The 15,191-nt window shown below is 46.4% G+C and carries 11 protein-coding genes; 4 read left to right on the top strand and 7 right to left on the bottom strand.

What is annotated here, in order from left to right; all coding sequences use genetic code 11:
• Positions 1–123: 123 nt before the first annotated feature.
• The 5 genes from mscS to tkt all read right to left on the bottom strand — a co-directional run bounded on the left by mscS (position 124) and on the right by tkt (position 6,944).
• The gene (mscS, locus tag AAGR08_RS02680) at positions 124–999 is read right to left on the bottom strand and encodes a small-conductance mechanosensitive channel MscS (RefSeq protein WP_345828388.1); all 876 of its coding nucleotides are present in this window, start codon (positions 997–999) and stop codon (positions 124–126) included.
• 188 nt (positions 1,000–1,187) lie between these two features.
• Positions 1,188–2,267, bottom strand: coding sequence for a class II fructose-bisphosphate aldolase (gene fbaA / locus AAGR08_RS02675; RefSeq protein ID WP_345828386.1), 1,080 nt, complete (start codon positions 2,265–2,267; stop codon positions 1,188–1,190).
• A 104-nt stretch (positions 2,268–2,371) separates the two neighbouring features.
• A complete protein-coding gene (pgk, locus tag AAGR08_RS02670) occupies positions 2,372–3,535 on the bottom strand; it encodes a phosphoglycerate kinase (protein ID WP_345828385.1) in 1,164 nt (387 codons plus the stop codon).
• Positions 3,536–3,586: 51 nt separating this feature from the next.
• A complete protein-coding gene (gene epd, locus AAGR08_RS02665) occupies positions 3,587–4,606 on the bottom strand; it encodes an erythrose-4-phosphate dehydrogenase (protein WP_097096133.1) in 1,020 nt (339 codons plus the stop codon).
• Positions 4,607–4,952: 346 nt separating this feature from the next.
• A complete protein-coding gene (tkt, locus tag AAGR08_RS02660; RefSeq protein WP_345828384.1) occupies positions 4,953–6,944 on the bottom strand; it encodes a transketolase in 1,992 nt (663 codons plus the stop codon).
• A gap of 273 nt (positions 6,945–7,217) precedes the next feature.
• Here tkt and AAGR08_RS02655 point away from each other — a divergent pair, with 273 nt between their 5' ends.
• Positions 7,218–7,970, top strand: a complete 753-nt coding sequence (locus AAGR08_RS02655; protein WP_345828383.1) for a M48 family metallopeptidase — start codon at positions 7,218–7,220, stop codon at positions 7,968–7,970.
• 73 nt (positions 7,971–8,043) lie between these two features.
• Here the strand turns inward: AAGR08_RS02655 and AAGR08_RS02650 are convergent, their stop codons facing one another.
• Together AAGR08_RS02650 and speB are read right to left on the bottom strand one after the other, a co-directional pair.
• The gene (locus tag AAGR08_RS02650) at positions 8,044–8,448 is read right to left on the bottom strand and encodes a YidB family protein (protein WP_345828381.1); all 405 of its coding nucleotides are present in this window, start codon (positions 8,446–8,448) and stop codon (positions 8,044–8,046) included.
• 54 nt (positions 8,449–8,502) lie between these two features.
• Positions 8,503–9,423 carry an agmatinase gene (gene speB, locus AAGR08_RS02645; RefSeq protein ID WP_097096129.1) on the bottom strand — a complete coding sequence of 307 codons (921 nt, stop codon included), beginning with the start codon at positions 9,421–9,423 and terminating at the stop codon, positions 8,503–8,505.
• A gap of 711 nt (positions 9,424–10,134) precedes the next feature.
• Between speB and AAGR08_RS02640 the strand changes: the two genes are divergently transcribed.
• The 3 genes from AAGR08_RS02640 to AAGR08_RS02630 are packed head-to-tail and all read left to right on the top strand — an operon-like array spanning position 10,135 to position 15,069.
• Positions 10,135–10,911: an ABC transporter permease gene (locus AAGR08_RS02640; protein ID WP_345828379.1), complete on the top strand. Its 777-nt coding sequence runs from the start codon at positions 10,135–10,137 to the stop codon at positions 10,909–10,911.
• On the top strand, positions 10,908–11,579 hold the full coding sequence (locus AAGR08_RS02635; RefSeq protein WP_345828378.1) for an ABC transporter ATP-binding protein: 672 nt from the start codon (positions 10,908–10,910) through the stop codon (positions 11,577–11,579). Before AAGR08_RS02640 ends, AAGR08_RS02635 begins: the two co-directional genes overlap by 4 nt.
• 37 nt (positions 11,580–11,616) lie before the next feature.
• Positions 11,617–15,069, top strand: a complete 3,453-nt coding sequence (locus AAGR08_RS02630) for a hydrolase (RefSeq protein WP_345828377.1) — start codon at positions 11,617–11,619, stop codon at positions 15,067–15,069.
• Positions 15,070–15,191: the final 122 nt, after the last annotated feature.

Raw genomic sequence — 15,191 nt, 5'->3', positions numbered from 1 at the left:
TTCCTGAACAATAAGAAGATGCTGTGCAGTATAGTGAGGTGAGAGTATTAGAGGAAATTGAAAGAATTAATTACTCATTAGTTTCATTAATAAAAAAGGCACCCGCAGGTGCCTCTTGCTCAATTACTCGGTGCGAGCGGGCAGCTGTTGCTCGCTTTTCACCTGATGCAGATGCACATCCATCTGCGGATAAGGAATACCAATTGCATTCGCATCCAGCGTGCGCTTGAAGTTCTTCATCAGGTCCCAATAGACGTTTTGCAGATCGCTGCTTTTGCTCCAGCAACGTACGACAAAGTTGAGCGATGAAGCCGCCAGTTCGTTCAGGCCAATCTGAATGCCGAGATCTTTTAAGACGCGCTCATCCGCTTCCACCACTTCCTGTAACAGTGCAATGACCTGATCAACATCCGCATCGTAGGCCACGCCAATGATGAATTCATTACGACGAATCGGTTCACGTGAATAGTTAATGATGTTGCCGGCAATGATTTTACCGTTTGGCACCACCACAATTTTGCCATCGGCGCTTTTCAGGGTCGTAGAGAAAATCTGTACGTTCTGCACGGTACCCATCACACCACCAAGATCAACAAACTCACCGGTTTTGAACGGACGGAAGGTCACCAGCAGCACGCCGGCAGCAAGATTCGACAGCGACCCTTGCAATGCTAAACCCACGGCCAAACCAGCGGCACCCAGCACGGCGATCACCGAGGCGGTTTGCACGCCAACGCGACCCAATGCAGCAATAATGGTGAACGCGATAACGCCGTATCGCACCATCGCCGAGAGGAAATCAGCCACGGTGGCATCAATATGACGCGCCAGCAGCACGCGGTTAATGGCATTTGAAATAATGCGTGCGATGAACATACCAATGATGATGGTAACGATCGCCGCCACAATATTGACCGCATAGCTAAGGATCAGTGCCTGATTACGTACCAGCCATCCACCGGCACTGTTAATGCCATTAACGACATTTAAGTCTTCCATTTGTTAGCCCTGTTATTGAGTTTCCCGCGGGAAAATGCAAAAAACTGCCAGATTGACTCCGACACTCCGATTACAAGGTTAAACAAAAATAGGGCGAAGCGCCAAAAATGGCCTGAATTCGTGGGATTTTCCAGACGAGACGCATAAAAAAAGGCCCTTTCGGGCCTTTTTTGTACTGTAAGGAATAATTACAGGACGTCGACAGCGTTAAGTTCTTTGAATGCTTGTTCCAGACGAACAACCATTGATGCCTGCGCTGAACGCAGCCAAACGCGTGGATCGTAGTATTTCTTGTTCGGGCTATCAGCGCCGTTCGGGTTACCCAGCTGGCCTTGCAGATAGGCTTCGTTCTTTTTGTAGTACTGCAGGATACCGTCCCAAGTTGCCCACTGGGTGTCGGTATCGATGTTCATTTTGATTACGCCGTAACCGATTGATTCTTCGATTTCTGCCGCAGAAGAACCAGAACCACCGTGGAACACGAAGTTAAGCGCGTTGTGCGGCAGATTATGTTTCTTGGTTACGTATTCTTGAGAATCACGCAGGATGGTTGGGGTCAGTTTCACATTGCCTGGCTTGTACACGCCGTGCACGTTACCAAAGGAAGCCGCGATAGTGAAACGTGGGCTGATTTTGTTCAGCTCGGTGTAGGCGTAATCAACGTCTTCTGGCTGGGTGTACAGGGCAGAAGCGTCCATGTGGCTGTTGTCCACGCCGTCTTCTTCGCCACCGGTGCAGCCCAGTTCGATTTCCAGGGTCATATCCAGCTTAGCCATACGTGCCAGATACTTAGAGGAGATCTCGATGTTCTCTTCCAGTGACTCTTCAGATAGATCAATCATGTGCGAGGAGAACAGTGGCTTACCGGTTTTCTTGAAGTGCTCTTCGCCCGCGTCCAGCAGACCATCGATCCACGGCAGCAGTTTCTTCGCGCAGTGGTCGGTGTGCAGGATAACCGGCACGCCGTATTTTTCAGCCATCAGATGCACATGATAGGCACCCGCAATAGCACCAGCGATTGCCGCGCCTTGTGGCTCATCAGTTTTAAAACCTTTACCGGCGATGAAGGCAGCACCACCATTGGAGAACTGAACGATGACCGGCGCTTTCACTTTGGCCGCAGTTTCCAGTACCGCGTTGATGGAATCCGTGCCAACGCAGTTAACTGCAGGCAGAGCGAATTTGTTTTCTTTCGCTACTTGGAAAATTTTCTGAACGTCGTCACCAGTGACAACGCCGGGTTTTACGAAATCAAAAATTTTAGACATGGTTGTGTCCCGTTTCGTTACCGTTCATCCCCGAAGGGATTGCGATTTGATTGCCCAAAAAAGGGCTAGCCTTCAGGCGACGCCGAAGCGCCGCCCCCAAAGAGTTACTGCTTCGCGCGCTCTTCCAGCATAGCAACTGCTGGCAGTTTTTTGCCTTCCACGAACTCGAGGAATGCGCCGCCGCCGGTAGAGATATAGGAGATCTTATCTTCGATACCGAACAGGTCGATAGCGGCCAGCGTATCGCCGCCACCGGCAACAGAGAATGCATTGCTATCAGCGATGGCGTTGGCCACGATCTCGGTACCTTTACGGAAGTTAGGGAATTCGAACACGCCAACCGGACCGTTCCACAGGATGGTTTTCGCGTCTTTCAGGATCGCAGCCATCGCGTTCGCAGTTTCGTCGCCGAAGTCCATAATCTCTTCGTTATCCGCAACTTCGGTAACCTTTTTCACGGTTGCCGGTGCAGTTTCAGAGAATTCCGTGCCTACGCGGGAATCGGTAGGAACCGGGATGCCGTGCTCATCACGCAGCTTTTTCGCCGCTTCAACGAAGTCTGGCTCGTACAGTGACTTGCCCACTTTATTATCGATGGCAACGAAGGTATTCGCGATACCACCGCCCACGATCACGGTGTCGGCGATCTTAACCAGCGACTGCAGCACGTCAAATTTGGTAGAAACTTTAGAACCGCCTACCACAGCAACCAGCGGACGCTCTGGATTGCTCATCACTTTACCCAATGCTTCCAGCTCAGCAGACAGCAGCGGACCGGCGCAAGCGATAGGCGCGAACTTGCCCACGCCGTGGGTAGAAGCCTGCGCACGGTGCGCAGTGCCGAACGCATCCATGACGAAGACGTCGCACAGCGCGGCATATTTCTTCGACAAAGTTTCTTCGTCTTTTTTCTCGCCTTTGTTAAAGCGTACGTTTTCCAGCACCACCAGCTCACCCGCGCCAACTTCTACGCCTTCGAGATAGTCTTTCGCCAGGGTTACGTTGGTGCCGTTCAGTTTTTCTTTCAGGTAGTTAACAACCGGCAGCAGGGAGAACTCTTCGTTGTATTCACCTTCGGTCGGACGACCCAGGTGAGAGGTAACCATCACTTTCGCGCCCTGTTTCAACGCCGCTTCGATGGTAGGCAGAGAAGCACGAATACGTGCATCTGACGTCACTTTCCCTTCTTTCACTGGCACGTTGAGATCGGCACGGATCAGAACGCGTTTACCAGCAAGATCCAGATCGGTCATCTTAATTACAGACATGGTGAACCCTCTCGTTGATTCTCATAAGTTTTGCCAGACGCAGTCCGCGTCTTACCTGAAACCGCTTGCGGCCATTGCTAACGTCGTGTCGATCATGCGGTTAGCAAAGCCCCACTCGTTGTCACACCAAACCAGCGTTTTGATAAGGTGATGACCACTAACCCGCGTTTGCGTGCCATCAACGATGGCACTGTGCGGATCATGGTTAAAATCTACTGAGACTAACGGTAATTCCGTATAGTCAACTATACCACGAAACGCCCCTTCTGACGCGTTTTGCAGCAACGCGTTGACCTCACACGCCTTCACCGCCTCGCGCACAGACACGCTCAAATCAATGGCTGTCACGTTGATGGTGGGTACGCGCACCGCAATAGCCTCGAAGCGATCGTTAAATTTCGGAAAAATACGGGTAATGCCAGCAGCAAGACGCGTATCCACCGGAATGATCGATTGGCTAGCGGCGCGGGTACGGCGCAGATCGCTGTGATAGGCGTCAATCACCTGCTGATCGTGCATCGCTGAGTGAATGGTGGTCACGGTGCCCGACTCAATGCCAAACGCATCATCCAACAATTTGATCACCGGAATAATACAGTTGGTGGTACAGGATGCGTTGGAGACGATGCGGTCAGTTTGTTTAAGAGCTTGTTCGTTTACACCGAACACCACGGTGGCATCAAGATCGTTACCGCCAGGATGCGAGAACAACACTTTCTTCGCGCCCGCCAGCAAATGTGCCTCGCCATCGGCGCGGCTACCGTAAACGCCGGTGCAATCCAGCACGATATCCACATTCAATTCTCGCCACGGCAGCACCTCTATTTCGGCCTGATGCAGGATGCGGATGGTGTCCTCGCCAACAAACAGTTGGTCGCGCTCCTGGCGCACATCAAAGGCAAAACGTCCATGGCTGGTATCGTACTTCAGCAGATGCGCCATGCCGGCGGCGTCCGCCAGTTCGTTAATGGCGACCACGGTGATTTCAGCCCGGCGGCCGGTTTCATACAGAGCGCGCAACACGTTACGCCCGATACGACCAAAACCATTTATTGCTACGCGAACGGTCATCTCTACCTTCAACAACACCCGAAAAAACGTGCCGATTAGCCTGAGCGTTTCACACCGTTTTGTACAGGGAATTATTGTCTGTCAGCAGAGGCAAAATGTAGAAACTCGCTCACGACTGAAACGGTTCAGCTAGAGTAATGCAACAGAGGAATAACGGGAATGATTGCGATCAATTGAGTGGCAGAATATTGGATCTACGTCACAAATTTTGCATGAAGAAATTATTACTGCAGGAATAATTGAACCGTTTCAGGTTAGAGGTAGGAGATATGTTACAGATGCGCGCGATGAATCGCGCCGCTACAGGCGGTGCATAACCGGTAGCGGCGCAATTTATTACGCAAAATTACAGAATCGATTTCGCCGTCTTAACTACGTTCTCAACGGTGAAGCCAAACTCTTTGAACAGCTGATCCGCCGGCGCTGACTCACCGAAGGTGGTCATACCGACGATTGCGCCGTTCAGGCCGGTGTATTTGAACCAGTAATCGGCGATGCCCGCTTCGATTGCCACGCGTGCGGCAACGGCTTTCGGCAGCACGGATTCACGGTACGCCGCATCCTGCTTATCGAAGGCGTCGGTAGACGGCATAGAGACCACGCGCACCTTACGGCCTTCGGCCGTCAGCTGCTCATACGCCGCCACCGCCAGCTCCACTTCGGAACCGGTAGCGATCAGGATCAGCTCAGGCGTTCCCTGGCTGTCTTTCAGCACGTAACCGCCGCGCGCCACATTAGCCAGCTGCTCAGCGCTGCGATCCTGCTGTGCCAGGTTCTGACGCGAGAAGATCAGTGCCGATGGACCGTCAACGCGCTCGATGGCGTACTTCCACGCCACTGCAGATTCAACCTGGTCGCACGGGCGCCACAGGCTCATGTTTGGCGTCACGCGCAGGCTGGCCATCTGCTCAACCGGCTGGTGCGTTGGGCCATCTTCGCCCAGGCCAATCGAGTCATGCGTGTAGACCATGATCTGACGGATTTTCATCAGCGCGGCCATACGTGCGGCGTTACGCGCGTACTCAACGAACATCAGGAAGGTGGCGGTGTACGGCAGGAAGCCGCCATGTAGCGCAATACCGTTGGCGATAGCGGTCATACCGAATTCGCGCACGCCGTAGTGAATATAGTTGCCCGCCGCGTCTTCATTGATCGGCTTAGAACCCGACCACATGGTGAGGTTGCTTGGCGCCAGGTCAGCGGAGCCGCCCAGGTATTCCGGCAGGATTTTACCAAATGCTTCAATGGCATTCTGCGAGGCTTTACGGCTGGCGATTTTCGCCGGGTTGGCCTGCAGCTGCTCAATGAACTTCTGCGACTCGCTGGCCCAGTTAGCCGGCAATTCGTTGTTCACGCGACGCTTGAACTCAGCAGCCAGCTCTGGATGCGCGACAGCGTAGGCAGCAAACTTCTTATCCCACGCAGACTCTTTCGCCTGGCCGGCTTCTTTAGCATCCCACTGCGCGTAAATGTCTGAAGGGATTTCGAACGGACCGTGGTTCCAGCCCAGCTGTTTGCGGGTCAGCGCGATTTCATCGGCACCCAGCGGCGCGCCGTGCGAGTCGTGCGTGCCGGCTTTGTTCGGCGAACCGAAGCCAATCACGGTTTTGCACATCAGTAGCGAAGGTTTATCGGAAACCGCTTTGGCTTCTTCCACCGCTTTCTTAATCGCGTCAGCGTCGTGACCGTCCACGCCGCGCACTACGTGCCAGCCGTAGGCTTCGAAGCGTTTCGCGGTGTCGTCCGTGAACCAGCCATCCACGTGGCCGTCGATAGAGATGCCGTTGTCATCATAGAAGGCAACCAGTTTGCCCAGCTTCAGGGTACCGGCGATAGAGCACACTTCGTGAGAAATGCCTTCCATCATGCAGCCGTCGCCCATAAACACGTAGGTGTTATGGTCTACGATGTCATGACCGGGACGGTTGAACTGCGCCGCCAGCGTGCGCTCGGCAATGGCAAAACCGACCGCGTTTGCAATGCCCTGGCCTAGCGGGCCGGTGGTGGTTTCCACGCCAGCGGTGTAGCCGTATTCCGGATGACCTGGAGTTTTAGAATGCAGCTGACGGAAGTTCTGCAGTTCGCTCATTGGCAGGTTGTAGCCAGTGAGATGCAGCAGGCTGTAAATCAGCATTGAGCCGTGACCGTTAGACAGCACGAAGCGGTCGCGATCTGCCCACAGCGGGTTAGTAGGGTTATGGTTCAGGAAGTCACGCCACAGCACTTCGGCAATGTCCGCCATGCCCATTGGGGCACCCGGATGTCCCGAATTGGCTTTCTGTACTGCATCCATACTTAACGCGCGAATGGCGTTGGCAAGCTCTTTACGAGAGGGCATCTTCTACTCCAGGTCGGATTAATGCTCCGCCACGCTTAACTTATTGTAATTAATCAGTTATAAGGCGAAGCGAGAAAAAAGTCGCACATCAATGTACATGAAAATCAGGGCAAAAGTACATGCATCAGGGTGCTAAATCACGGCGATTCGGTTGCATTTCCAGCCTTGTCTGCTAGCAAGTGAACAACTTGCGAGCTATAACCAAAGCGTTTAAACGCCTGTGTCTGTTTCAGGTGTTTGTTTTCTTTACCTTGTTACTCAAAGGATGCTGATATGAAAATGAGAGCCACCGTTCTCGCTCTGGGCATGGCTTCGCTATTAAGCGGTTGCCAGGGATTCGATAACAACGCGCTGCTGCAATCTGGCGCACAGGCCTATCAGGCCTATACGTTGAACGATTCACAGGTGAAGGAGTTAAGCGATCAATCCTGTGCGCAGATGGATAAAGACAACCAACTGGCCCCCGCTAACAGTGAATATCAGCAGCGACTGAACAAAATCGCTGCCGCGCTGGGCGACAACATCAACGGCGTGCCGGCCAACTACAAGGTGTATCTCACCAAAGACGTCAATGCCTGGGCAATGGCGAACGGTTGCATCCGCGTCTACAGCGGGTTGATGGATATGATGACTGACAACGAAGTGGAAGGCGTACTCGGCCATGAAATGGGCCACGTGGCGCTTGGCCATACGCGCAAAGCGATGCAGGTTGCGCTCACCACCACGGCAACGCGCAGCGCGGCGGCATCGGTTGGCGGCGTGATTGGCTCGCTATCGCAGTCGGAACTGGGTGAAATGGGTGAGAAATTAGTGAATGCACAATTCTCGCAAACCCAGGAGTCTCAAGCTGATGATTACTCTTACGATCTGCTGAAAAAGCGCGGCATTAATCCACTCGGCTTAGCAACCAGTTTTGAGAAACTGTCGAAGCTGGAACAGGGTCATCAGAGCACAATGTTTGATTCGCATCCTGATTCTGCAGCCCGCGCGCAACATATCCGTGACCGGATTGCATCGGGTAAGTAATGCGCATAAAAAAGGAGCGCATCAAAGCGCTCCTTAACACGTAGGGTTGGCATTCATGCCAACCTGGCAAAACTCAGCGCTTAAACAAGCCGTCCACCATCGCGCCCAAATCCTGCGTACTGGACGTGTCGACGTGTCCCTGCGGCGACAGCTTATCAATTACCTGCGGCAGCAGCGCCGCCAGCGTGCCGGATGCACCATTCACATCGGTACCCAGCTTATCCGCCAGCGACTGCAGCTGATCCTGGCCGAGCGCATTTTGAATCTCGCCGCTATTAACCGGTTGATTGTTACCGCTGCCAATCCAGGTATTCAGCACCTGCCCAAGGCCGCCCTGCTGGAACTTTTGCAGCAACACTTCAACGCCGCCCTGCTCCTGCACCCAGTTCCAGATAGCCATAAGCTGCTGGAGCTGATTGCCCTGCCCGCTTCCGTTGTTATTTCCCAGCGATCCAACTAAATCATCAAGTAAGCCCATCGTTGCCTCCGCAGATTAATTGACTGCCAGTAAGTGTAGCCGCAAGCGCAAGGATTAACCTTTATTCGCCGCCTGTACGTGCAGCATATCGAGTGCCAACGTCGCCGCCGCCAGCGAAGTCAGATCCGCATGATCGTAGCCCGGCGCCACTTCCACCAGATCCATACCGACAATATTCATGCCCTGCAAACCACGAATCAGCTTGGTAGCTTTGTCGCTGGTCAGGCCGCCAATCACTGGCGTACCGGTGCCCGGCGCGTGTGCAGGATCGAGGCAATCGATATCAAAGGTCAGATACACCGGCAGATCGCCAACGGTGCGCTTCACTTCCGCCAGAATATCGTCAACGCTGCGATCGTTGACCTGCGCCGCATCCAGCACGTTAAAACCGAGGCTCTTATCGAACTCAGTACGGATACCAATTTGCACAGAGTGCTGTGGATCGATCAGGCCCTCTTTCGGCGCGGTGAAGAACATAGTGCCGTGATCGAAGGTTGGACCGTTGGAATAGGTATCGGTATGCGCATCAAAGTGCACCAGCGCCATTTTGCCAAAGTGCTTAGCGTGCGCGCGCAGCAGCGGCAGCGTCACGTAATGATCACCACCGAAGGTCAGCATGCGCTTGCCGTTCGCCAGCAGCTTCTCAGCATGCGCCTGCAGTTTATCTGACAGATCCTGCGAATCGCCGAAGGCATAAACCAGATCGCCGCAATCGACGACATTTAGACGCTGACGCAAATCGAAATCCCACGGCCAGCGGCAGCCTTCCCATGCCAGGTTGGTGGAGATCTGACGGATGGCGCCGGGTCCTAAACGGCTGCCCGGACGGCCTGATGTTGCCGCATCGAAAGGTACACCGGTGATCACCCACTCGGCGTCGCTGTCGTAAGGCTGGAAGTTAACCGGGAAACGCATGAAACCAAAGGCGTTGGAAACCAGGGAGTTATCGTACTGATTGCCCAGGGTGTTATACATAAATCGTCCTCTTCCTTATAAAGGCTAGGTTTAATACCCTCAATAATTCATGTTGCAGGACGGCGGCAAACGAGCGAATCCCGATGAACTTACTTAGGTAAGTGATTGGGATGAACGAGAGCAGCCAACGCGCCTACAGCATGAAGTATGGCGGATATAGATGAAAAAAATCCCCTCCGCGTCGTTAGCCCGACGAGGAAGGGATGTGTTAAGCGCGATTATCGCGAAGATTGCCTCGCCCTGCAATCGACGCTTGCAACGCCGATTAACAAAATAGCCACTAAGAAATATTGATAATGGACAAGATATTTTCAATTAACTTAATTATTTGACATCTTAAACCGGAATATAGCCGTATTTTCAATTAGCAGCTTCAATTAGCCGATAAGCGTGCATTTTCGGGCGCGCGAATGATAATTCCTGAAGGTGCTGATTTAATAATCAAGCATCATTTCAGCAAGTTACTCCTCTCTGCTTAAAATCCCTTTTCCGCACGCGCTCCTCTAGTTACCGAAATGCTTACAACTCTGTCAGCTCTTACGCAAATTCAATAATTTTAAGACACGTATAATACGGCTGTTTTTTGAGCGTATCTCTCATGTTTGAGAAATTACTCATTAACCTCAATTCGAATCGTTCCAGTGCACAGGTAGCTGTAAAGCCTGGGGCGGTAGCGTATTAAATTTCAATTAATGATGAGCTTTAATAGATATGGCCAGAAGTGGATTTGAAGTCCAGCAAGCCGTTATCAAGGCGCTGTTCTTTCGGGAAATACGCACGCGTTTTGGTAAGTATCGGCTAGGCTATTTTTGGGCAGTACTTGAGCCTGCGGCACATTTACTTGTGTTGTTAACGATATTTGGTTTCGTAATGCATCGCACCATGCCAGATATCTCATTCCCGGTATTTCTGTTAAACGGTATTATTCCTTATTTTATCTTCAGTAATATTAGCACGCGCTCGGTAGGTGCAATAGAAGCAAACCAGGGATTATTTAACTACCGACCAGTTAAGCCGATTGATACCATTCTCGCCCGCGCATTATTGGAAAGCGTAATTTATGTTACTGTGTATATTCTTCTTATGCTGGTTGTATATATGTCCGGAGAATACTTTGAAATCACCAATTTACTAAAACTCGTTTTAAGTTGGTCGTTGTTAATTATTTTATCCTGTGGCATAGGCTTAATTTTTATGGTGCTGGGAAAAACTATCCCGGAAACGCAAAAGTTTCTACCTATTTTCTTGAAGCCTCTCTACTTTATCTCCGCCATTATGTTCCCACTCCATGCTGTTCCAAAAGAGTATTGGCCGTATTTATTGTGGAATCCCATTTTGCATGCTGTAGAACTGAGTCGTGAGGCAGTGATGCCCGGATATATTAGTGACGGTGTTAGCCTGGAATACCTAGGTTTATTTACGTTGTTAACCTTATTTATCGGCCTGATGCTTTATCGCACAAGAGAAGAGGCAATGTTGACCTCATGATTAAAATTGAAAATCTCACCAAATCGTACCGCACCCCAGCGGGACGACATTATGTATTTAAAGATCTTAATCTTGAGATCCCGAGTGGTAAAAGTGTGGCATTGATTGGGCGCAACGGTGCAGGTAAATCGACCTTGCTACGTATGATTGGTGGTATTGACCGACCAGACAGCGGAAGGATTATTACCGATAAAACTATTTCGTGGCCAGTTGGATTATCAGGCGGATTTCAGGGCAGCCTGACAGGGCGAGAAAATGTTAAGTTTGTTACACGTCTTTATGCAAAAAAAAACGAATTGAATGAGAAGATTGACTTTGTAGAAGAGTTTTCAGATTTGGGTAAATATTATGACATGCCAGTAAAGACTTATTCATCCGGTATGAAGTCTCGCTTAGGATTTGGATTAAGCATGGCATTTGAATTTGATTATTATTTAGTTGATGAAATAACTTCAGTTGGAGATGCTAAATTCAAAGAAAAATGCGAAAACTTATTTTCATCAAAAAAAACAAATTCAAATTTTTTATTTGTTTCTCATAACATGAACTTGTTAAAAAAACATTGCAACACCGTCATTCACATTAAAAAAAATAATGAAATATATATTAATGAAAATATAGATGCCGAAATAAATAATTACTTATCAAACATCACTATTAATCAATAACTTTTAAATTAAACCGTTAATATAACAAGGTAACAAAATGAAAGCATTAATATGGAATTCACCATGGTTCGCGCAAGGAGATATACTTTTTTATAAAAACTGCTTTACCAATCATTTAATACCTCAAGCAAACTTATTAAGTAAAATTGGATATGATGTTGAAGTTGTAACGAATAACTTAATATCTCCAGAATGTTCAAAACTTTCAAAAAAAATAAATATTATTGATTTAAATATAAGCCACATGGCAGAATCCATTGATCTTGTCTCCGATCCATCCGAAGAACTGTATATAAACCCATATGGTGATATATCAAAAAAAATTGAAGGTTATATTGATAAAAAATTATCTACTCATTATGATGTAATACTTTTATGGGAAACTCCTGTTCCTTTTCTAGAAAGCCTATTCCCAGAATCATTGATCATACATCAAATGCCTGGGGCATTTTGTCGAGCACCATATCCTCACATGGTTACTTTTGATCCGATAGGATTATATAGGAACGGACCATTAATTAAGCATTTTGAAGATATCATTGAAGCAACTTTAAATAAAGATAATAAAGAATTTATCAAATACTTTTGTTCTAAATCAAAAGAATCAATTTCGAAACTTCTTCCATTTAATCACAATGATTTAAATCCGAATGCGAAATATAAAAAATTAAAATTATTGCCGTTACAAACAAGCGGACATTATGCATTTCAGGCAGATACTCCTTATAAATCTCAAGCAGACTTTCTATTCGACACTCTTCAAAAGTCTGAGAGTAATACAGGGTTAGTAGTTACTCAATATGTAACACCTAAAGTTAAGGATACTTTTCTCAATGAGGAAGTGTTGCATGCCATTAATAGTACACGGGATAATGTTATTTTCAATAAAAAATTCGATGAAATTAATAGCATTTCACAATATTTAATTCCTCTTGTTGATGAAGTAGTAAGTTGTTCTTCATCCATAGCGATTCAGAGCATGATCTGGAATAAAGACATTATTATACCTCATGATACATTTCTTAAAAACATCAGCAAAGAAAATATTATTTCTTCAAAATGGAATAAAGAAGATATTTATACGGCACTTATAGGGTTTATTCTTAACAAGCAACAAGTGTTAGCAAGCAAAATATTAACGGATGGAGAATTCTTAGACTCACTGATAAAATCAATGCTAAAAAACAAGAAAGAAGGAAAAAAAGGAATAGAACTTTATACCGAATTTACATCTTTAGATTCAGGTTACGCGAAGAGTGTGATTGATAGTTTTAATGTTGAACGCGCATCTAGAGACTTTAAAAATTCAAATGAAAATTTCTCTTCAATAATTGAAGATGCATTAAGAGTTGAAAAAATAATAAAAAACAATGAAATTGAACACATAACATTTGATGTTTTTGATACTTTAATAAACAGAGCTGTTGAAAAGCCGTCGGATGTTTATAAATTCCTAGAGCACAAAGCACTATTAATATCAAATGGAGCAACTGAAGATTTTTCAAAAGTTAGATTAGCTGCAGAAATTGACACGAGAAAAAACTCTAGCAGGGATGAAATAACTCTAAACGAAATTTATCAGGTAATAAAAAATCATTATCATCTTGACCCTGAAACCACTGATAAAATTATGAAGGCTGAGATCGATTTAGAGTTAGAGCTAATTGATATTAGACCTGCAGGAAAGAGATTGTGGGATGCAGCATTAAGAAGTAAAAAACCAATATCTATTATTTCCGACATGTATTTACCCCACCATGCTGTCGAGAGAATTTTAAAAAAAACAGGATATCACAATTATGTAAAACTCTATGTTTCCAGTAGTTATGGGAAAAGAAAAAAAGAAGGTGGCCTTTTCGATATCGTTTTAAATGACCTTAACATTCCAGCAAATAAAATCCTTCATATTGGAGATAATATTGATGCTGATATTAAGATACCTAGATCTAAGGGCTTTTCAACTTTTCGTATTATGCGCGCCATTGATAGGATGAGTCGGCATAAAAGTTACTGTGACATTTTTAGCTCTAAAAAAGGTTCAGGAGAAAAACCTCGTAGTATAATTGCTGGCTTGATTGCAGCCAAACTGTTTGACCTGGAAACTCCAGTGAATGAAGAAACTTCTTTATTCATGGGAAAACCATTTAATCTCGGCTATGCTGCGATTGGCCCAATGATTATGAGTTATATACAATGGGTAAGTCGCCAGGCAAAGAAAGATAAAATTTCTCGTTTGTATTTTCTTTCTAGAGAAGGTTGGCTTTTAAAACAGGTCTACGATGAACTTACTCAAAATGACATAAATGCCCCGAAAAGCTTTTATCTTTATAGCTCCAGAAGAGCTTCACGGGTTGCATCGATTAAAAATAAAAATGACATTCTCAATGTTGCATCGCAACCATTTAGTTCTGGCATAAAACTTTCAAAATTAGTTAACTATCGCTTTGGTCTCGATGAAAACATATTAACTGCAGAGCTTGCTCAGAAGCATGGATTTTCTTCTCACTCTGAGGAACTTGATTCAAATAAAAACACAAAGGTTAACTTTTCCAAATTGTGTTTAAACCTCGAAGAAGAAATACTTAAACAGAGTGAAGTTGAAAGAGAGGCTTACTTAAACTATCTGGATTTTATAGGTTTTAGTAATGAAGAAAAACCAGGTATAGTCGATATTGGCTGGAAAGCAAATATGCAAGCTTCATTAGGTAACTTAATAAACAGGCCTCTAAATGGCTATTACTATGCTACATTACAAGGAGCTGAAGCATGGCTCAATAAAGGGCACCAAATCAAAGCTTATGTTGGCGATTTTGTTTCGAGTGAACACACTAGCACAGCCGTAAAGCATAGACATTTGACAGAGTTTTTCATATGCCACACTGAGAAGAGTTTAGTGTCGATGAGTTTCGATAAGTCAGGAAACCTGTTGAAAAATTTCAGGGACGAGCCTAATCATGCAAAAAGAAGTCAGCTAATTGACGAAATCCATCGTGGAACCATTGAATTTTCTCAAGATGTAATAAAACGTTTTGGAACCAACTTCAACACTGTTTATTCAGACTGGGCTTTGGGAGAAAAAGTCTACTCTCATTTTATTAATAACACCGATAAAAAAGACGCTGCAATGTTAGTTGGATACGCCTTTGAAGATTCCTTCGGCGGAGTGACTGAGAAGTTCATTATTGGTAATAAACCTAACCAAAACTCCGTTTTTTTAAACGGTGCTAAAAGTTTTTTTTCAAATAAACCTAAAGCATCAGTTGAACGAGAAAGTGACATTTCAAATAAAAATAAAATAGGTGAGAACCTTTCCCAATCTACTGAAGTCAAGCATCAACTCAAATCTAAATTATTCAATACTTTAGAAAAACACTTGTTTAACATTTTTTTAAAAAAAAACAAACTAAATAAATATAATAGGGATAGAGATTCTTTCTTTAAAGATTCAAAGCATAAGTCACTTAGGATGTGGTATAAATTGACAAGTTGAAGCTGTTAACATAAGAAGGCGAGCATCTCTCGCCTTCTTATAAATAAAATTTAAAATCAAGCTACAGTTAAAATATTTTTATTGCCTGATCTTTACTTATTAATAAAGGTTTTAATCCATAA

Origin of the sequence: Pantoea sp. BRR-3P (genome assembly GCF_039621635.1) — a bacterium.
Taxonomy (GTDB): Bacteria; Pseudomonadota; Gammaproteobacteria; order Enterobacterales; family Enterobacteriaceae; genus Pantoea; species Pantoea floridensis.
The sequence above is the reverse complement of the archived record's forward strand: the minus strand, read 5'-3'. Positions and strand labels throughout refer to the sequence as shown.

Bases quoted from the DNA above. Each gene is read 5' to 3' on its own strand.
- mscS (WP_345828388.1), bottom strand. From the start codon at position 999: ATGGAAGACTTAAATGTCGTTAATGGCATTAACAGTGCCGGTGGATGG.
- fbaA (WP_345828386.1), bottom strand. From the start codon at position 2,267: ATGTCTAAAATTTTTGATTTCGTAAAACCCGGCGTTGTCACTGGTGAC.
- pgk (WP_345828385.1), bottom strand. From the start codon at position 3,535: ATGTCTGTAATTAAGATGACCGATCTGGATCTTGCTGGTAAACGCGTT.
- epd (WP_097096133.1), bottom strand. From the start codon at position 4,606: ATGACCGTTCGCGTAGCAATAAATGGTTTTGGTCGTATCGGGCGTAAC.
- tkt (WP_345828384.1), bottom strand. From the start codon at position 6,944: ATGCCCTCTCGTAAAGAGCTTGCCAACGCCATTCGCGCGTTAAGTATG.
- AAGR08_RS02655 (WP_345828383.1), top strand. From the start codon at position 7,218: ATGAAAATGAGAGCCACCGTTCTCGCTCTGGGCATGGCTTCGCTATTA.
- AAGR08_RS02650 (WP_345828381.1), bottom strand. From the start codon at position 8,448: ATGGGCTTACTTGATGATTTAGTTGGATCGCTGGGAAATAACAACGGA.
- speB (WP_097096129.1), bottom strand. From the start codon at position 9,423: ATGTATAACACCCTGGGCAATCAGTACGATAACTCCCTGGTTTCCAAC.
- AAGR08_RS02640 (WP_345828379.1), top strand. From the start codon at position 10,135: ATGGCCAGAAGTGGATTTGAAGTCCAGCAAGCCGTTATCAAGGCGCTG.
- AAGR08_RS02635 (WP_345828378.1), top strand. From the start codon at position 10,908: ATGATTAAAATTGAAAATCTCACCAAATCGTACCGCACCCCAGCGGGA.
- AAGR08_RS02630 (WP_345828377.1), top strand. From the start codon at position 11,617: ATGAAAGCATTAATATGGAATTCACCATGGTTCGCGCAAGGAGATATA.